We start from the raw sequence: 18,991 nt of genomic DNA on the forward strand, positions 1-18,991 counted from the left end.
GAGCGTGCTCAGCGAACGGCGCGGATCCGCCGCACCACGCACACCACGATCACCGCGAGACCGGTGAGCGCACTGACGGCCACGAGGGCGAGGCCGCCCACGATGCCGACGTCCATCGCGGTGCTCGTGCCGAGCAGGCCCATGAGCACCGGGGTCGTGGCGCCGGATTCCGGGTGGTCGCCGCCGTCGGGGAAGATGATCGCGGCCAGCGCGAAGGACCCCCAGGAGACGCCCAGCAGCGTGTGCAGCAGGCGCCCCAGCCGGAGGCCGCCCCGCTGCTCATCCTGCGGGTTCACGCGAGGCAGGAGGAACAGGCTCCCCACCAGGACCATGAGGACGAGTTCGTGGGGCAGAGCCCCGAAGACCATGTAGATGACCGTCATCCAGCCGTTCGCGCCGAAGTCGGAGCGCAGGGCGAGCGCGATCAGGGGCAGGGCGAGGAGGGCCAGCGCCCATGGCAGCACGGCCCAGGGTCGCCACGTGCCCACGCTGGGGCCCTTGCGGGCGGGGGCCGGGGAGGCGAACTCCGAGTGCTGGGTGCCGGGCGCTGCGGTGCTCATGGCGCCAGCGTAGCCAGAGGGTGGCATCCGTCACGCTGGTAGGATTCGGGGGTACGGCCTCCGTGCGCACCGCAAGGGGGCGTTTTCCATGTACGGGCCGGTCCGGGACGACCCACGGCCCTGAGGAGAGATGCAGATGCCAGCGATCGCGATCGTCGGAGCCCAGTGGGGCGACGAGGGCAAGGGCAAGGCCACCGACCTGCTGGGCGGGCGAGTGGACTACGTCGTCAAGCCGAACGGCGGCAACAACGCCGGGCACACCGTCGTCGTCAACGGGGAGAAGTTCGAGCTCAAGCTGCTGCCCGCCGGCATCCTCTCGCCCAACGCGGTGCCGGTGATCGGCAACGGCGTGGTGGTGAACCTGGAGGCGCTGTTCGAGGAGATCGACGGGCTCGAGTCCCGCGGCCACTCGTGCGAGCACCTGAAGATCTCCGCCAACGCCCACCTCGTGGCGCCGTACCACCAGACCATGGACAAGGTGACCGAGCGGTTCCTGGGCAAGCGCGCGATCGGCACCACCGGCCGCGGCATCGGCCCCACCTACATGGACAAGGTGGCCCGCCTGGGCATCCGCGTGCAGGACATCTTCGACGAGTCGATCCTGCGCCAGAAGATCGAGGGCGCCCTGCGGCAGAAGAACGAGCTGCTGGTGAAGCTCTACAACCGCCGCGCCGTCACCGTGGACGAGATCGCCGAGTACTTCCTGGGCTACGCGGACCGCCTGCGCCCCATGGTCGTGGACTCCGTGAACCTGCTCAACGACGCCCTGGACGAGGGCAAGGTGGTGCTCATGGAGGGCGGCCAGGCCACCTACCTGGACGTGGACCACGGCACCTACCCGTTCGTGACCTCGTCCAACCCGACCGCCGGCGGCGCGGCCGTGGGCGCGGGCATCGGCCCCACCCGCTTCTCCCGGACCATCGGCATCGTGAAGGCCTACACCACGCGCGTCGGCGCCGGCCCGTTCCCCACGGAGCTCTTCGACGAGATGGGCGAGCAGCTGCGCACCACCGGCGGCGAGTTCGGCGTGAACACCGGCCGCCCGCGGCGCACCGGCTGGTACGACGCCGTCATGGCCCACTACGCCGCGCGGATCAACGGCTTCACGGACTACTTCCTCACCAAGCTGGACGTGCTCACCGGCATCGAGAAGATCCCGGTGTGCGTGGCCTACGAGGTGGACGGCGTGCGCCACGACCGCATGCCCATGACCCAGACCGAGTTCCACCACGCGAAGCCGGTCTACGAGCACTTCGACGGGTGGGCCGAGGACATCTCGGGCGCCCGCGCGTTCACGGATCTGCCGCTGAACGCCCAGCGCTACGTGGAGGCCCTCGAGAAGCTCTCCGGGTGCCGGATCTCCGCGATCGGCGTGGGCCCGGGCCGCGACCAGGTGGTCCAGGTCCGCGACCTCATCGAGGACTGACCCGGCCCGCCGCCCCGTCCCGGGCCCGCCCTGGCCTGCACTTTCGAACGTGAAAGAGGGCGAATGGGCGCTTTCGAACGTGAGATAGGCCCTATCTCACGTTCGAAAGCGCCTGGGGGTCCGCCGGTCAGTCGGCCAGGCGGCCCGTCGTCGGGAAACGGTCCCACACGCGGTGCGCGGGCAGGAGCTGCTTCAGCGCCGCTACGGCGGAGGCGCCGTCCGCCGCGGACTCGACGCCCTTGCCGGACACCTGGGCGGCCGCGAGGACGGCCTCCGCCGGCTCGAGGGCGAGGATCGCCTTCGAGTGGCGCCACATCTCCTGCAGCACCTTGACGACGCGCGGGTCCACCGCCTCGGAGTCGGCGGCGCCGGCCTTCTGGTCCAGGCCGGGGGCGGCGTCTGCGGCGGGGGCCGCCGGCGAGGCCACGACCACGGCATCCAGCTCGATGGACGCGGCGGTCAGGTAGGTCCGCTGGGCCACGATCTCCCCGGCCACGGGGCCGCCCTTCGGTGCGATGACCAGCGGGACCATGCCCGCACCGTGGATGCCCTGCACGAGGGCGTCCAGCTCCTTCTCGTCCACGGACTCGCCCACCACGACGCCGACCTGACGGCCGTCGAGCGGCCACGCGCCGCCGATCTGGGACAGCACGGGGGAGGGCTGCACGTCGGCCGGGGTCTCGGTCGGCGCGGGAACGGGGATGCCCAGGCCGTCCGCGACCTGCTGGGCCAGTCGCGTGTCGATCGCGGCGAGGTGGGCCAGCTGGCGCTCGCGGATGGTCTGCTCGTAGCACTTGCCCAGCTCGAACGTGTACGCCTGCGCCACGTGCTCGCGCTCCACCTCGGAGAGGGAGAGGAAGAACAGGCGCGCCTGCGAGAAGTGGTCGTCGAAGGAGGCGGCGTGCGCGCGCTCCTTCACCGACGCCGGCAGCGGCTCCGGGTGCTCGATGAACGCGTGGTCGTCCGCGGGGGTCTCGTACGGCAGGCCGCCGTCGAGCGAGTTGGGCCGGTACGGCGCCACGCCGCGATGCACGGCGCTCTGGTGGAAGCCGTCACGCAGCATGTCGTTGACCGGGGCGTGCGGGCGGTTGATCGGCAGCTGGTTCCAGTTCGGCCCGCCGAGGCGGGTGAGCTGCGTGTCCAGGTAGGAGAAGAGGCGGCCCTGCAGGAGCGGGTCGTTGGTGACGTCGATGCCGGGCACGAGGTTGGCCGGGTTGAAGGCCACCTGCTCCGTCTCCGCGAAGTAGTTGGACGGGTTGGCGTTCAGCGTCATGCGGCCGAGGGGCTGCACGGGGGCGAGCTCCTCCGGGACCAGCTTCGTGGGGTCGAGCAGGTCGATGCCCTCGAACATCTGCTCCTCGTTGTCCTCGAACACCTGCACGCCGAGCTCCCACTCGGGGAAGGCGCCGGCCTCGATCGCGTCGGCGAGGTCACGCCGGTGGAAGTCCGGGTCCATGCCGTTGGTGAGCAGCGCCTCCTCCCAGGTCACGGAGTGCACGCCGAGCATCGGCTTCCAGTGGAACTTGACCAGCACGGTGGAGCCGTCCGCCGCGATCAGGCGGTAGGTGTGGACGCCGAAGCCCTCCATCATGCGGTAGGAGCGCGGGATGCCGCGGTCGGACATGTTCCACAGGGTGTGGTGCTGGGCCTCGGTGTGCAGGGACACGAAGTCCCAGAACGTGTCGTGCGCGGACTGCGCCTGCGGGATCTCGCGGTCCGGGTGCGGCTTCACCGAGTGCACCACGTCCGGGAACTTGATGGCGTCCTGCACGAAGAACACGGGGATGTTGTTGCCCACCAGGTCCCACGTGCCCTCGTCCGTGTAGAACTTGGTGGCGAAGCCGCGGGTGTCGCGGGCCAGGTCCATGGAGCCGCGGGAGCCGGCCACGGTGGAGAAGCGGACGAACACCTCCGTCTCCTTGTCCTTGGCGAAGAGTCCGGCCCGGCTGATCTTCGCGGCGGTGCCGTAGCCGCGGAACACGCCGTGGGCGCCGGCGCCGCGGGCGTGGACCACGCGCTCGGGGATGCGCTCGTGGTCGAAGTGGCTGAGCTTCTCCCGCAGGTGGTGGTCCTGCAGCAGGGTGGGGCCGCGGCGGCCGGCCTTGAGCGAGTGGTCCGAGTCCTGCAGGCGCACACCGTGCGCGGTGGTCAGGTACGGGCAGCCCTGCGCGGCGGTCGCGGGGTCGGCGCCGGTGTCCTGGCCGGTGGGGGAGACCTGTGCCGGACCGCGCTGGTCCGGGGCCGGGACGGCCACGGGCTGGTCCGGGTGGGTGAGGGCGGTGTGCTCCTCGAGGTCGGGGGTGATCGGCCCCGGCGTGCCGGGGATGTCGGGCTGCTGGGTGGTCATCGCGTCTGCTCCTGTGGTGTCGACGTGCCGCGCGGTGCCGCGCGGATCGGGGGCGGACGACGACGGCGGCCGATGCGGGCCGACGTCGTGCCCGGTCCCCAGCGTGGCGGCTGGCCGCGGCGCTGACCAGGGATGACGGCCACCGGCAGGGGCCTGGCTACCCTGGGGGCATGAGGATCAGCGTCGGACAGTTCGGACCCGTGGGCGACGTCGAGGCGAACCTGGCCGTGATGGCCCGCCTCGCCGCCCGCGCCGCGGGCGAGGGGGCGGACCTCCTGGTGCTGCCCGAGGAGGCCATGCTCGGGGCCCGCGAGGTGGGGGAGGAGTTCCCCGACGCCGTCGCCGCGGCCTGGGAGCCGTTCGCCGCGGGCCTGGCGGCGCTGGCGCGTGAGCACGGGATCGCCGTCGTCGCGGGCGGCTACGAGCCGGGACCGGACCGGCGTCCCTACAACACGCTGCTGGCGGTGGGCGCGGACGGCGCCCGGCTGGGCGCGTACCGCAAGCTCCACCTCTACGACGCGTTCGCGCACCGCGAGTCGGACCGGATCACCCCCGGCGACGGCGGCGTCGCGGCGATCGAGCTCGGCGGGCTCCGCCTGGGCCTGCTCACCTGCTACGACCTGCGCTTCCCCGAGCTGTCCCGGCGTCTGGCGGTGGAGGGCGCGGACGTGCTCGTGATCCCCGCGGCGTGGTTCTCCGGCGAGCACAAGGTGGACCACTGGCGCACCCTGCTCAAGGCCCGCGCGGTGGAGAACACGGTGTGGGTGGCCGCGGCCGACACGTGCTCGGACGGCACCGTGGGCCACTCGATGATCGTGGACCCGCTGGCGCTGCCCGTCGCCGAGCTCGCCGACGAGCGGGAGGCCGTGGTGACCGCGGAGGTCACCCGCGAGCGGATCGACGAGGTCCGGGAGTTCCTCCCCTCGCTCGCCAACCGCCGCACCGACGTCCTCTGAGCCGCCCCCCGCCCGGCGGACGGGTCACCATTACCCCCTCGGGCTGGGAAAAGCCTAAAATCACGTCAGACGTGCAACCAGACGGGCGCCCCGGCGCTCGGAACGCGCCCCGCCCGGGGCGGGACGGGAGATCAGAGATGACCATCAACGCCGACGGCAGCCACGCCGTCCAGCCCCACGCCGCGAACGCCCACACCGCCCCGGCCCGCCCCGTGCGCCACGCCGTGGTGGAGGAGGAGGTGCTCGAGCCGCTGGGCCCGGTGGAGGGCTGGGGCTTCACCAACCGCGTCATCCTCGTCTCGGTGCTCGTCGTGATCATCGGCAACGTCGTGCGCGTGCTCACCGGCGACCTGGGTGATCCGAACGGCTCCGTGGCGCTGGGCGAGACCGGCCACGGCTGGGTCGTGCTGGTGCAGTCGTTCATGTTCGGCCTGGTGGGCGGCGCCCTGGCGGGCGCGGCCGGCTACCTGGTCGTGCTGCTGATGGGCGGGGCTGCCCGCTCCGTCGTGCGCTACGTGGTCGGTGGCGTGGTCGGCGGCTTCCTCGGTGCCGTGGGCCTGTTCGCGGTGTTCTCCAACACCGTCCTCTACGGGGCGGGCCTGCACCTGTTCTGGATGCTGCCGGTGGCGGGCCTGCTCGGCGGCCTCTGGGCGGGCGTCGTCTCCTCCCGCCGCTGATCCCCGCAACCGGCGCCTCGGGCGCCGGCCGCAGAGAAAGGCCCCGGTTCCGGCTCTCGCCGGGCCCGGGGCCTTCTCCGTCATCACTCGCACCTTCGATGAGGTGGCTTCAGCCTACGAACTCGCCTTGGGCTTTCCAGGGGAGTCGGCTGGGCGTTCCCTGGGAGTGTCGGCCGCCCCGAGCAGGTGCGCCAGCTCGTGGGTGGCGGCGACGAGGGCCGCCCCGCACCGGTCCGCCAGCTCGTCCGTGCAGCGGTAGGCCGGCACGAGCGTGCTGAGTGCACCGACCACCGTGCCCGCCACGCTGATGGGGGCGGACAGCGAGGTGACGTCCTTCTCGACGGAACGGGTGCGCAGCGTGTAGTCCCCCGCGGCCACGCTGCCGCGCAGGGCGTCGCCCACGGCCGTGCCCGCCAGGGGGACGGTGCGTCCGACCCAGTTCGTGTGGCGGACCGAATGCGTGCCCTCCACGATCGCCAGGTAGACGGCGGAGTCCGGAGGGGTCGTCACCGAGAGGTAGACGGATTCGCCCGTGGCGGCCACGACGTGGTCCATCGGCCCGCGGGCCAGCTGCACGAGCGAGTCCCGGGAGAAGGCCCGCGCCCCGAGCTGGATGAGGCGCACGCCGGGGCGGTAGGCGCCGTCGTCGTCGCGGGCCACGAAGCCGGATCCCTCGAGGCTGCGCAGCAGGCGCAGCGCCGTGGACGCCGGCAGCTCCGTGGCACGGGCGGCCTCGGTCAGGCTCAGCCGGGGCTGCTCGGTGACGGCGGCGAGCAGGTCCAGGGCCCGGTCCACGGTGCGCGTCGAGGCGGTGGGGGTGGTGGTCATGACAGGGAGCGTAACGGGTGCGGGACACACGGATCGGGCTTGCGCGTGAGCCGAGTCACTGTTTCAATGTTCGGAAAGTGCATGCCGAGCCGTGAAATCACAGGGGCCACTCGTCCCGGCGGCGCACGCACCCCGTCGAGAGGAACTGCCATGGCCGTGGGCTTCACCCAGCACGACCCGTCCCGCACCATCCGCGCCCCGCGCGGCACCGAGCTGTCCGCCAAGTCCTGGCAGACCGAGGCCCCGCTGCGGATGCTCATGAACAACCTGGACCCCGAGGTCGCCGAGCGTCCCGAGGACCTCGTCGTCTACGGCGGCACCGGCCGCGCGGCCCGCTCCTGGGAGGCCTACGACGCCATCGTCGCCACGCTCAAGGACCTCGAGGAGGACGAGACCCTCCTGGTGCAGTCCGGCAAGCCGGTCGGCGTCGTCAAGACCAACGTGTGGGCCCCCCGCGTGCTGATCGCCAACTCCAACCTGGTGGGCGACTGGGCCGACTGGAAGACCTTCCGCGAGCTCGAGGCCGAGGGCCTGATGATGTACGGCCAGATGACCGCCGGCTCGTGGATCTACATCGCCACCCAGGGCATCCTGCAGGGCACCTACGAGACCTTCGCCGCGATCGGCCGCAAGCGCTACGACGGCTCCCTCAAGGGCACCCTGACCCTCACCGGCGGCTGCGGCGGCATGGGCGGCGCCCAGCCGCTGGCCGTCACCCTCAACGGCGGCGTCTGCCTGATCGTGGACGTCTCGGAGGACCGCCTGCGCCGCCGCATGGGCAAGCGCTACCTGGACGAGGTGGAGACGGACATCGAGAGGGCCGTCGAGCGCGTCATGCAGGCCAAGCGCGACGGCGAGGCCGTCTCCGTGGGCCTCGTGGGCAACGCCGCCGAGGTGTTCCCCGAGCTGCTCGAGCGCCAGAAGGCCGGCACCGTCGAGATCGACATCGTCACCGACCAGACCTCCGCGCACGACCCGCTGTCCTACCTGCCGATCGAGATCGACGAGAAGGACTGGCACGCCGAGGCCGAGGCCGACCCGGACACCTTCACGAAGAAGGCCCAGGAGTCCATGGCCCGCCAGGTCGAGGCCATGGTCGGCTTCCAGGACATCGGCGCCGAGGTGTTCGACTACGGCAACTCCATCCGCGACGAGGCCCGCAAGGCCGGCTACTCCCGCGCGTTCGAGTTCCCGGGCTTCGTCCCGGCCTACATCCGCCCGCTGTTCTGCGAGGGCCTCGGCCCGTTCCGCTGGGCCGCGCTCTCCGGCGACCCGGAGGACATCCGCGTGACCGACGCGGCGCTGAAGGAGCTGTTCCCCGAGAACGAGCACCTGCACCGCTGGCTCGACGGCGCCGCCGAGTTCGTGGAGTTCGAGGGCCTGCCGGCCCGCATCTGCTGGCTGGGCTACGGCGAGCGCCACAAGGCCGGCCTGCTCTTCAACCAGCTCGTGGCCGAGGGCAAGGTCAAGGCGCCGATCGTGATCGGCCGCGACCACCTCGACTCGGGCTCCGTGGCCTCCCCGTACCGCGAGACCGAGTCCATGCTGGACGGCTCCGACGCGATCGCCGACTGGCCGCTGCTGAACGCGCTGACCGCCACCTCCTCGGGTGCCACCTGGGTGTCGATCCACCACGGCGGCGGCGTCGGCATCGGCCGGTCCATCCACGCCGGCCAGGTGGGCGTGGCCGACGGCACCGAGCTGGCCGCGGCCAAGCTCGAGGCGCTGCTCACCAACGACCCGGGCATGGGCGTCATCCGCCACGTCGACGCCGGCTACTCCCGCGCCGCCGAGGTGGCGAAGGAGCGCGGCGTCCGTGTGCCCATGGAGGCCACGATCCGGGACTGACCCCGGTCACGTCGTCGGACGACGACGGTGCCGCCGCGCCGTCGCCGTCCGACGACTTCACCGCCGCGAGCCGGACGGGCATCCGCTCGTCCGGCTCGCGATCGAAAGGACACCACGATGGACTCGTCCCGCCCCGCAGACCACGAGCTGCACACCGACACCACCGCGATGGCCGCGATCGAGGCCGACGCGCCCCGCCCGCCGGCGCGCTGGCGCATGATCGTCTACTCGGCGATCGGCATCGTCATGTTCTTCGTGCCCATCACGATCAACGGGGCGAGCTCCATCCCGCTGGACCACCTGGTGACCTGGGTGCGCGGGCTGCTCGGCCCGGCCGACCGCTGGGTGGGCCTGGCCATCATCGCCGCAGGCGCCGTGTACCCGTTCGCCTCGGGTCGCTGGCGGACCAGCACCACGCGGGCGGTGTTCGCGTTCCTCGCCGTGCTCGGCCTGGTCGCCTCGGCGATGGTCGTGTTCGGCGTGGGCCCGAGCTGGATCCTGGACAAGAGCATCGGTCCGTTCCTGATGGACAAGCTCGTGGTGCCCGTGGGCCTGATCGTGCCCATCGGCGGCGTCTTCCTGGCCCTCGTGATCGGCTACGGCCTCATGGAGTTCGTGGGCGTCTACCTGCGCCCGGCCATGCGGCCGATCTGGCGCGTGCCCGGCCGCGCCGCCGTCGACGCCGTCGCCTCCTTCGTGGGCTCCTACGCCCTGGGCCTGCTGCTGACGAACCGCATGTACACCGGCGGCCGCTACACGGCCCGCGAGGCGGCGATCATCGCCGTCGGCTTCTCCACGGTGTCCGCGACCTTCATGGTGATCGTGGCCAAGACGCTGGGCCTGATGGACATCTGGCTCTGGTACTTCTTCGGCACCCTCGCGGTGACGTTCGCGGTCACCGCCATCACGGTGCGCATCCCGCCGCTGAGCCGCATCCCGGACGAGTGCTACCCGGGCGTCACCCACTCGCCCGAGCTGGCCGTCACCCGGGACCGCTTCCGGGTGGCCCGTCGCGCCGCCGAGCAGACCCTCGCCGAGGCCCCGTCCCTGCCGAAGAACATCTGGGTCAACTTCCGGGACGGCCTCGTGATGGTGCTCCAGATCCTGCCCTCCATCATGTCCGTGGGCCTGATCGCCCTGGTCCTGGCCACCTACACGCCCGTGTTCGAGTGGATCGGCGTGATCTTCTACCCGCTGTTCTGGGCGCTGGGCTACTCCGATCCCGGCCTGCTGGCCTCGGCCTCCGCCACCTCGATCGCCGAGATGTTCATCCCGGCCACGATGGCGGCCGGTCACGAGGACCTCGTCGCCCGGTTCGTGATCGGCGTCGTCTGCGTCTCCGCGATCATCTTCTTCTCCGCGGTGGTGCCTGCCATCCTGGCCACGGACATCCCCATCCCGCTGTGGAAGCTCGTGGTGATCTGGGCCGAGCGTGTGGCCCTCACCATCCTGCTCGCCACGCCGGTCGCCCATCTGGTCGCGGCGCTCACCTGAGGCCCCGCCCCGCCGTCCCGTCCCGTCCGTCCCGCAGAGAGAGGCCCCCATGCGCTCCACGCTCATCACCGACATCGCCGAGCTGACCACCGTCGACCCCGAAGGGCGGGTGCTCCAGGACGCGGCCGTCGTCGTCGAGGACGAGCGCATCGCCTGGATCGGTGCCGCCGCGGACGCCCCGGACGCGGACGACCGGGTGTCCGTGGGGGGCCGTGCCGTGCTGCCCGGCTGGGTGGACTCCCACACGCATCTCGTGTTCGACGGGGACCGCTCCGCCGAGTTCGAGGCCCGCATGGCCGGGGAGTCCTACGCGGCCGGCGGCATCGGCGTGACCACCTCCGCCACCCGCGCCGCCTCGGACGACCGCCTGGCCGAGCTGGTCCGCGGCCGGGTGGCCGACGCGGTGGCCGGCGGCACCACCTACCTCGAGACCAAGACCGGCTACGGGCTCACCGTGGCGGAGGAGGCCCGCCACGCGCGCCTGCTGGCCGGGCTGCGCGAGGAGGGCCTCGTCGACGAGGTGACCTTCCTCGGCGCCCACCTCGTGCCCCCGGGCCGGGACGCGGAGGACTACCTCGACGACGTCGTCGGGCCGATGCTCGAGGCCGTGCGGGAGCACGCGGGCTGGGTGGACGTGTTCTGCGACACCGGCGCCTTCGACGCCGAGCAGACCCGCCGCGTGCTCGCCGCGGGCGTGGCGGCGGGCCTGGGCGTGCGCCTGCACGGCAACCAGATCGAGCAGGGCCCGGGCGTGGGCGTGGCCGTGGAGTTCGGCGCCGCCTCCGTGGACCACGTCAACCACCTCTCCGACGCGGACGTCGAGGCCCTCGCCGGCACCTGGACCGGCTGGGACCGCGCCTCGGCCACCGGCACGCCCGGCACCGTGGCCGGCTGCCTGCCCGCGTGCGACCTGTCCACCCGCGCCCCGCTGGCGCCCGCGCGTCGCCTGCTCGACGCCGGCATCGAGGTCTCCCTGGCCTCGAACTGCAACCCGGGCACCAGCTACACGACGTCCATGAACTTCAACGTGGGCACCGCCGTGCTGCAGATGCACCTGACCCTCGCCGAGGCCGTGCGCGCCGCCGCCCTCGGCGGGGCCATCGGCCTGCGGGCGCAGGACCGCGTCGGCAGCCTCGAGGTCGGCAAGCGCGCCGACCTGCACGTGCTCGACGCCCCCGCCGCCATCCACCTGGCCTACCGCCCCGGCATGCCGCTGACCCACGCGGTCTGGCGCGCGGGCCGCCGGGCCGTCTGATCGACCGACAGCAAGGAGAACGCATCACCATGACCACCCCTCCCGTCACCGTCACGCTCGGCACGTCCGGGGCCACCCTGGACGACGTCGTCGCCGTGGCCCGCCACGACGCCCGCGTGGTGCTCGCCGACGACGTGCTCGAGACCGTCGGCGCGGTGCGCCGCCACGTCGAGGCGCTGGCCGAGGCCCCCACCTACGGCGTCTCCACCGGCTTCGGCGCGCTCGCGGACAAGCACATCCCGCTCGAGTCCCGCGCGCAGCTGCAGAAGTCCCTGATCCGCTCCCACGCCGCCGGCATGGGCCCCGTGGTGGAGCGCGAGGTCGTCCGCGCGCTGATGTTCCTGCGCGCCACCACGCTGGCCTCCGGCCGCACGGGCGTGCGCCCCGTGGTGGTGGAGACCTTCGTGGCCATGCTCAACGCGGGCATCACCCCCGCCGTGCGCGAGTTCGGCTCGCTGGGCTGCTCCGGCGACCTCGCCCCGCTCTCCCACGTGGCCCTGGCGCTGATGGGCGAGGGCGACGTCGTCGGGACGGACGGCGCGCTGCGTCCGGCCGGCGAGGCGCTCGCCGAGGCCGGGATCGAGCCGGTCGAGCTGCGGGAGAAGGAGGGCCTGGCCCTCGTCAACGGCACCGAGGGCATGCTCGGCATGCTGATCATGGCGCTGGCCGACCTCGAGGAGCTCGCCGACACCGTGGACCTCACCGCCGCCATGTCCGTGGAGGCGCTGCTCGGCACCGACCGCGTGTTCGTGCCGGAGCTGCACCTGCCGCTGCGCCCCCACCCGGGCCAGGCGACCTCCGCCGACCGGATGCTGAAGATCCTGGCGGGCTCGCCGATCGTGGCCAGCCACAAGGAGGGCGACTCCCGCGTGCAGGACGCCTACTCGCTGCGCTGCGCCCCGCAGGTGGCCGGCGGCCTGCGCGACACCCTCGCGTACGTGCGCACCGTGGCCGAGCGCGAGCTCGCCGCGACCGTGGACAACCCGGTGGTGCTCGACGACGGCCGGGTGAGCTCGAACGGCAACTTCCACGGGGCGCCCGTGGCGTACGTGCTGGACTTCCTGGCCATCCCGGTGGCCGACGTCGCCAGCATGTCCGAGCGCCGCACCGACCGCATGCTGGACCCGGCCCGCTCCCACGGGCTGCCCGCGTTCCTCGTGGACGACCCGGGCGTGGACTCCGGCATGATGATCGCCCAGTACACGCAGGCCGGGCTCGTCTCGGACATGAAGCGTCTGGCCGTGCCCGCGTCCGTGGACTCCATCCCGTCCTCCGCGATGCAGGAGGACCACGTCTCCATGGGCTGGCACGCCGCCCGCAAGCTGCGCTCGGCCGTGGAGAACTTCCGCCGCGTGCTCGCCGTCGAGCTCGTGGCCGCCGCCCGCGCGATCGAGCTGCGCGCCCCGCTGCAGCCCTCCGCCGCGACCGGTGCCGCCGTCCGCGTGATCCGCGAGGCCGGCGTCCCCGGCCCCGGCCCGGACCAGTACATGGCCCCGCAGCTGGCCGCCGCCGAGCAGGCCCTGCGCGACGGGTCCGTGCTGGCCGCCGTGGCGGAGGCGCTCGCGGGCGTATCCGCCGATGCCGAGCCGCAGGACCTGGCCGAGGAGTCCGAGGGCGCCGAGGCCGAGGGGCACTGACGCCACAGCGTCATCCGACGCCACAGAGTGGTCACGACACGCCGCGTGCGTCTGCGCGAGACGGCGTGTCGTGACCACTCTGTGTGTGGAGGGGCGGCCTGCGGGTCGGGTCGGTTGGCCCCGGCTCAGGCCGCCAGGTCCACGTCCTTCGTCTCCTTCATGAACAGGCCGGTCAGGCCGGTGAGGCCGCCGACCACCATGAGGTAGATCGGGAACGCGCTGGCCCACCCCTGCGCCGTCAGCCACGTGATCAGGTACGGCGCCGTGCCGCCGAAGATCGCGGTGGCCAGCGAGAGCATGGTGGCCACGCCCTTGGCGCGCACCGCCGTGGGCAGCACCTCGGACCAGACGGCGCCGTTGACGCCGAACAGCAGCGCCACCGCCAGCAGGGCGATGGTCTGCACGAGCAGGAACGAGGCGAAGGTGCCGTCCAGCATGCCGAACAGCGGGAACGGCAGCACCACGAAGAGCAGGCCGAAGGCGATGACCAGCGGACGGCGGCCGACCCGGTCGCCCAGCAGGCCCGCCCCGAGGATGGCGGCCAGGAAGATCACCTGGGCCAGGAGCGAGGCCGAGAGGGTGGTGGACTTGTCCATCTGATGGGCCACCTGCGCGTGCGTGGGCAGGTAGATCAGCCACGTGTAGAACATCAGGGAGCCGCCCGCGGAGACCAGGAAGATCGTCAGCAGGCCGCGCCACACCGCACCCAGCTCCCGGCGGGGAGCGTCGTCGGCAGTGGGCACCACCTGCTGTGCCGCCGTGAAGTGCTCCGACTCCGTCAGGCTCCGTCGCAGGTACAGCGCGTAGAGGCCGAGGACGCCGCCGATGCCGAACGCCACGCGCCAGCCCCAGGACGCCACCTGCTCGGGGGAGAGCAGCGTGTTGACGGCCAGGCCCACGAGCGTGGCCAGGATCGTGCCCACCACCACGGACACCCACGACGTCGCCCCGAACAGCCCGCGCCGACCCTGCGGCGCCCGCTCCACGAGGTAGGTCACGGAGGTGCCCATCTCGCCGCCGTGCGCCAGGCCCTACAGCAGGCGGGCGATGGCGCGGATGCCGTCGACGCTGAGCCCCAGGACCTGGCCGATCCGGCCGAGGGTGCTGAGGCCGAGGGGCACTGAGCCCGGCCCCGGGTGCTCCCTAGTCACTTCCTGACGCATCCGCCCGCGCTGATGCATCAGGAAGTGCCCACGGAGCGTGGGGCGGGCGCCGACGTGTGGCCAGCCCAGGCTGTGTGCCGTTCTTGCTCACATGGATGAGGTCTGCCTATTCGTCAGGTGAGGGCCGATATACCCGATATAGATTTTTCCTGTGTTGTCGGTGTCGTCGTAATAGTGCATCCGGGGGGATTTTGTCCCATCCTTGGAGCATTTAAAGTGGGCCCACATATGGACGGCTCCACTACGGTCCACGTTCTTGGGAACGGGCAGAAGGCGCTCCCGGCGCTGTGCCGCGTTGCTCTTTACCGATTCGCTTTCTAGCGAAGCGTGCTTGCCCGGGCTGCACCTTTTTCCATCGACTTCACCGCTTGTAAGATATTGATGGACGCCACCATTGAAGCCGTCCTTCTTAGCTCGCGCGTATCCCTCGAGGGTCAACACGAATTCCCAACAGGAACTGAGGTGGCGGCCCACTATGTCGATAGCTTCCACTTCGTTGACCTTCTTCATATCACCCGTGAAGACCACGTACTCGTGCGTTGTAAATCGCTCGGATTGGATCCTTTCGATGAGATCGTCGAAGGTGGAGGGCTTGGCCTCCTCGTCCGTGGCCTCGGGGACCACCAGGTCTTCGTAGCGTTCCGCCTCGATGGCCTTGCGTCGTAGGTGTTCTACCTCGCGAGCGAGGCTCTCACGCTCCTCCTGCTCTGCGGCGGCGGCGAGTTCGGCATCCTCAAGGCGTGCGCGGAGGTCATCGTGCTGCGCGGCGGCGATCTCCGCCTCCCGAACAGCATTGGCGATCTGCTCGTCGGCGACCTGTTCGCGCCGACCCGACGCTGCCAGCTGTTCGGCCAGCAACTCGATGGCTTCCTTCGTGATTTCCTCTGTGCCGAGCGTGCTCCACACAAGTTGGACCAACGTCTTCTGCCACGCAGGTACCGGTGTGATTGAAGATGGCGCGCTTGCCTGGGGGGCCTCTGCAGGAGCCACAGGAGTTGCGCTGGACGCCTCGGCCACCTTTTCCTGGCTCGGTGGCAGTGGGCGCGGCACAGGAATGGCGCCTGAAGCCCCTAGCCGTCCACTTGTAGGTGTAGGTGAAGGCCTTTTGCCCGCTCCCGGGCGGTGGGGTGAGGCTGCTGGAGCCGGAGCAGCCGGGCGAACGCGGACGGTGGAGAATCCGGTTACGAGGCCGGCAGCGCGGTCGCGCTCTTCGCGGAGCTCACCCGTTCGTACCTGCTGACGCATGCTCCGAATGGAGTCCGGAAGCGGCTGCTCTAGGGCATACATGCGTGCACGGCGAGCGTGGACACTTGCGAAGGTCGGGTCGACCTCTGGGACGGTCACGCCGTCCTTCACACGAGGCTTGATGTGCCGCGCGAAGGTCCCTGGTCCGAGACTGCGATGACGCAGGGAGTCCGCCGGATCGTCAAGGTCCACATGCGGAGCGAAAGTGCGTACCTCGCCAGGCTGCAGTTGCAGGTTGCGGGGAAGGCGGCGATTGAACTGGTCCAACGCATCCTTGTCGAGCGTCAGAGCAGTTGTGATGCCCATGGCCTGGCGAGTGAGCGAGGCAACTGCCGCCTGCCAAATCGTCATGTCGCTGCCGGGGGGCTGGGCCGCAATGACCGCCTGCGCTTGGCGCAGTGGGTCGATGACGGCCCGGTAGGCCTCGCGGCCGCCTTCACTTCCACGAAGGGCCTTGGGGGTGGCTGTCAGAACGGTGGTGCCGCTGCGAAGTACGTGCTGAGTCAGCATTTCGCGGACAAACCGCGGAGGCGCAGCCCGCATGACAGCAGTTTCGGCATCGAGGTGGAGGGGATCGAGCTCGACCATAATGGTCTGCTGACGGACGCCCCCAACGTCGTTCCGGTCTGCAGTAATGTTCACGCGCCATGTCTCACCCGGGGCGGAGCTTTCATCCAGGCGTATCAGCTGCTGAAGTTGGCCGTTGTCTCCATGAGCTCGCGTGTTGGACACATGGATCTCGTCACTGAGTTGCACGGCGAAGGGCGCGTTGAAATCCAACTCCAGAGCTTGCTGACGGACTTCCGGGCGCGCGCGATTCAACTTGTCCACGAGCCAGGAGTGCACAGACTCCCGGGCAATGGCCAGAGCGTCTTCGCGTGGGCTGACTGCGAAGATCGCCCGATATCCAACCGCCATGACTTCTCCTGTCGTCAGATGTGCCGGGGGTGCCACGCGTCACTTTGCCACGTGATGCACCCCATCGCCTACGCTGATCCGGTGATCACCGGCGAGCTGAAGACCAAGGTGGACCGCGTCTGGAACACGTTCTGGACGGGCGGCATCTCTAACCCCCTGGAGGTCATCGAGCAGATGACCTACCTCCTGTTCCTGCGTCGGCTGGACGAGCTGCACACGGCGGCGCAGCGGCGTGCGGAGTTCACCGGCCGGCCGATCGAGGACGCCAAGTTCGCGCCGCATCAGGACCACCTGCGCTGGTCTCGCTTCAAGGAGCTCGACCCGGACACCATGTTCCTCACGGTCTCGGACTCCGTGTTCCCGTTCCTGCGCGAGTACGGCCGGCAGGTGGGCGGGGAGGACTCCACGTACTCGTCCCACATGAAGGACGCCCGCTTCACCATCCCCAACGCAGGACTGCTCGCCACGGTGGTGGACCTGGTGGACCAGCTGCCCATGGCGGATCGGGATACCAACGGAGATCTGTATGAGTACCTGCTCTCCAAGCTGCAGTCCTCGGGGGTGAACGGGCAGTTCCGCACGCCGCGGCACATCATCGACCTGATGGTGAGGATGACGGCGCCGACGCCGGCCGATGAGATCTGCGATCCGGCGTGCGGCACCGCCGGGTTCCTGGTGGCGGCCTCGGAGTTCGTCCGCGAGGAGCACCCGGAAGCGCTCGTGGATGCGACGCAGCGTCGGCACTTCCACCGCTCCATGTTCCACGGCTACGACTTCGACTCCACCATGCTGCGCATCGGCTCGATGAACATGCTGCTGCACGGTGTGGAGTCCCCGGACATCCGGTACCGGGATTCTCTCTCCGAGGGGGCATCCGCCGACGCGGAGAAGTACACGCTGATCCTGGCGAACCCGCCGTTCACGGGCTCACTGGACTACGACTCCACGGCGGCGGACCTGCAGCGGGTGGTGAAGACGAAGAAGACCGAGCTGCTCTTCATGGCCCTGTTCCTGCGCCTGCTCAAGCCCGGCGGCCGGGCCGCGGTGGTGGTGCCGGACGGCGTGCTCTTCGGCTCCACCAAGGCCCACAGGGAGATCCGCCGGCTGCTGGTGGAGGAGCACCTGCTAGAGGCGGTGGTGAAGCTCCCCTCCGGTGTGTTCAAGCCGTACGCGGGGGTCTCGACGGCGGTGCTCTTCTTCACGAAGACGGGCACCGGCGGCACGGAGGACGTGTGGTTCTACGACGTCCAGGCGGACGGGTTCTCCCTGGATGACAAGCGGAACCCGGTTGAGGCGAACGACCTGCCGGACGTGCTGGAGCGGTGGCGGAACCGCGAAGGTGAGGCCGGGCGGGCGCGCACCGAGCAGTCCTTCCTCGTGCCGAAGCAGGAGATCGCGGACAACGCCTACGACCTCTCCCTGAATCGGTACAAGGAGATCGAGTTCGAGGAGGCCGAGCACCGTGACCCCCTGGAGATCATCGCGAAGCTTGAGAAGCTCGACGACGAGATCCGCGCCGGCCTGGCCGAGCTCAAGGAGATGCTCAAGTGAAGCCTGGCTGGACGACGGTGGCGTTGGGGGAACTGTGTGAGCTGAAATACGGGAAGAGCCTACCCGCCAAGGCTCGCTCTGGCGAGGGGTTCCCCGTTTTCGGGTCGAGCGGCCTCGTCGGGGCACATGAGAAGGCCATCCAACGTGGGCCGGGCATCATCGTTGGCCGAAAGGGGTCGATCGGAGAGGTGCATTGGTCCGAGGACGACTTCTGGCCGATCGACACAACGTATTTCGCCCTACCGAGACGAGCCAATGTTGATCTTCGTTGGCTCTACCTGGCACTGCGGTGGCTGCCCCTGAAGACGTTGAACAAGGCCGCTGCGGTCCCCGGACTGAATCGCGAGGATGCCTACCGACTGACTCTTGCCCTCCCGCCGCTCGACGAGCAGCGCCGCATCGCCGCCATACTAGGGACTTCTCTCCATTCAATCGGTTGCCGTGTAAGGGCCTGTATATGGATAGATGACTTCTTGGATAACGTATACAACTCGACTTTACGTTCTGGTGATATCCCAAGGCGGCCCATTCGTTCACTAGGTGAGGTGTCGACGGGCAAGACCCCTGCGACGTCGAAAGCTGACTACTTCGGCGGGGTGATCCCATTTGTCGCCCCAGGCGATTTGGGTGGTCTGGTCAGCGCGAAGCGGACTCTTACCGATCTTGGTGCACAGGAGAGCCGCCTAGTGCGAGCAGGAGCGACGATGGTCTGTTGCATAGGAGCGACCATCGGGAAGGTGGGCATTGTGGCCGAACAGTCTGCATTCAATCAACAGATCAATGCGATCGAATGGGGCCCGGACATGGATGACCTATATGGGTACTTTACGATGCGCGCTCAGTCGGATGTGGTGGCGGCTCGAGGGTCTTCTACGACGATGCCAATTCTTGCCAAATCGAAGTTCGAAGAGTTGCTGATTCCTGTCGCTCCCTTTGAGGTTCAAGAAGAGTTTGCGCGGGTCGCCTCTATTGTTTCCCGGGTGCGCTCGAATCTGGTCGCGGCATGGGAGGCCGAGCGTCAGCTCTTCGCCTCCCTCCAGTCCCGTGCCTTCCGGGGCGAACTCTGAGATCCTGATCCCATTCGCC

14 protein-coding genes are annotated in these 18,991 nt (G+C 70.1%); 9 read left to right on the forward strand and 5 right to left on the reverse strand.

Features of this window, described 5'->3' with window-relative positions:
- Window positions 1–8: 8 nt before the first annotated feature.
- Window positions 9–560 carry a hypothetical protein gene (locus tag G6R13_RS05645; RefSeq protein ID WP_163721182.1) on the reverse strand — a complete coding sequence of 184 codons (552 nt, stop codon included), beginning with the start codon at window positions 558–560 and terminating at the stop codon, window positions 9–11.
- A gap of 136 nt (window positions 561–696) precedes the next feature.
- On the opposite strand from G6R13_RS05645, the gene G6R13_RS05650 reads away from it, so the two are divergent.
- Window positions 697–1,986 carry an adenylosuccinate synthase gene (locus tag G6R13_RS05650; RefSeq protein WP_163721184.1) on the forward strand — a complete coding sequence of 430 codons (1,290 nt, stop codon included), beginning with the start codon at window positions 697–699 and terminating at the stop codon, window positions 1,984–1,986.
- Between the two features lie 127 nt (window positions 1,987–2,113).
- On the opposite strand, the gene G6R13_RS05655 is transcribed toward G6R13_RS05650, so the two are convergent.
- Complete coding sequence (locus G6R13_RS05655) at window positions 2,114–4,333, reverse strand: catalase (protein WP_163721186.1); 2,220 nt, start codon at window positions 4,331–4,333, stop codon at window positions 2,114–2,116.
- 170 nt (window positions 4,334–4,503) lie between these two features.
- On the opposite strand from G6R13_RS05655, the gene G6R13_RS05660 reads away from it, so the two are divergent.
- Together G6R13_RS05660 and G6R13_RS05665 are read left to right on the forward strand one after the other, a co-directional pair.
- Window positions 4,504–5,289 carry a carbon-nitrogen hydrolase family protein gene (locus G6R13_RS05660; protein ID WP_098093794.1) on the forward strand — a complete coding sequence of 262 codons (786 nt, stop codon included), beginning with the start codon at window positions 4,504–4,506 and terminating at the stop codon, window positions 5,287–5,289.
- A gap of 137 nt (window positions 5,290–5,426) precedes the next feature.
- Entirely contained in the window at window positions 5,427–5,966 is a 540-nt protein-coding gene (locus tag G6R13_RS05665) for a hypothetical protein (protein WP_036315779.1), read from the forward strand.
- A gap of 114 nt (window positions 5,967–6,080) precedes the next feature.
- On the opposite strand, the gene G6R13_RS05670 is transcribed toward G6R13_RS05665, so the two are convergent.
- Window positions 6,081–6,794, reverse strand: coding sequence for a helix-turn-helix domain-containing protein (locus G6R13_RS05670; protein ID WP_060973530.1), 714 nt, complete (start codon window positions 6,792–6,794; stop codon window positions 6,081–6,083).
- Window positions 6,795–6,944: 150 nt separating this feature from the next.
- On the opposite strand from G6R13_RS05670, the gene hutU reads away from it, so the two are divergent.
- The 4 genes from hutU (at window position 6,945) to hutH (ending at window position 13,028) form a co-directional block, all read left to right on the forward strand.
- Entirely contained in the window at window positions 6,945–8,642 is a 1,698-nt protein-coding gene (hutU, locus tag G6R13_RS05675) for a urocanate hydratase (RefSeq protein WP_163721188.1), read from the forward strand.
- Between the two features lie 117 nt (window positions 8,643–8,759).
- Window positions 8,760–10,136 carry a YjiH family protein gene (locus G6R13_RS05680; protein ID WP_163721190.1) on the forward strand — a complete coding sequence of 459 codons (1,377 nt, stop codon included), beginning with the start codon at window positions 8,760–8,762 and terminating at the stop codon, window positions 10,134–10,136.
- A gap of 49 nt (window positions 10,137–10,185) precedes the next feature.
- Entirely contained in the window at window positions 10,186–11,391 is a 1,206-nt protein-coding gene (gene hutI / locus G6R13_RS05685; RefSeq protein WP_163721192.1) for an imidazolonepropionase, read from the forward strand.
- A gap of 29 nt (window positions 11,392–11,420) precedes the next feature.
- The gene (gene hutH / locus G6R13_RS05690; RefSeq protein WP_163721194.1) at window positions 11,421–13,028 is read left to right on the forward strand and encodes a histidine ammonia-lyase; all 1,608 of its coding nucleotides are present in this window, start codon (window positions 11,421–11,423) and stop codon (window positions 13,026–13,028) included.
- Between the two features lie 125 nt (window positions 13,029–13,153).
- Here hutH and G6R13_RS05695 read toward each other — a convergent pair whose 3' ends face one another.
- Window positions 13,154–14,056, reverse strand: a complete 903-nt coding sequence (locus tag G6R13_RS05695) for an MFS transporter (RefSeq protein WP_275898396.1) — start codon at window positions 14,054–14,056, stop codon at window positions 13,154–13,156.
- A gap of 222 nt (window positions 14,057–14,278) precedes the next feature.
- Complete coding sequence (locus tag G6R13_RS05700; RefSeq protein WP_163721196.1) at window positions 14,279–16,267, reverse strand: hypothetical protein; 1,989 nt, start codon at window positions 16,265–16,267, stop codon at window positions 14,279–14,281.
- 141 nt (window positions 16,268–16,408) lie between these two features.
- Between G6R13_RS05700 and G6R13_RS05705 the strand changes: the two genes are divergently transcribed.
- Window positions 16,409–17,905, forward strand: a complete 1,497-nt coding sequence (locus G6R13_RS05705; RefSeq protein WP_338039609.1) for a class I SAM-dependent DNA methyltransferase — start codon at window positions 16,409–16,411, stop codon at window positions 17,903–17,905.
- Complete coding sequence (locus G6R13_RS05710) at window positions 17,902–18,972, forward strand: restriction endonuclease subunit S (protein WP_163721198.1); 1,071 nt, start codon at window positions 17,902–17,904, stop codon at window positions 18,970–18,972. Before G6R13_RS05705 ends, G6R13_RS05710 begins: the two co-directional genes overlap by 4 nt.
- The last annotated feature ends 19 nt before the right edge of the window (window positions 18,973–18,991 follow it).

It is taken from the genome of Micrococcus sp. Alg238-R198 (genome assembly GCF_900537135.1).
Classification (GTDB): Bacteria; Actinomycetota; Actinomycetes; order Actinomycetales; family Micrococcaceae; genus Micrococcus; species Micrococcus luteus.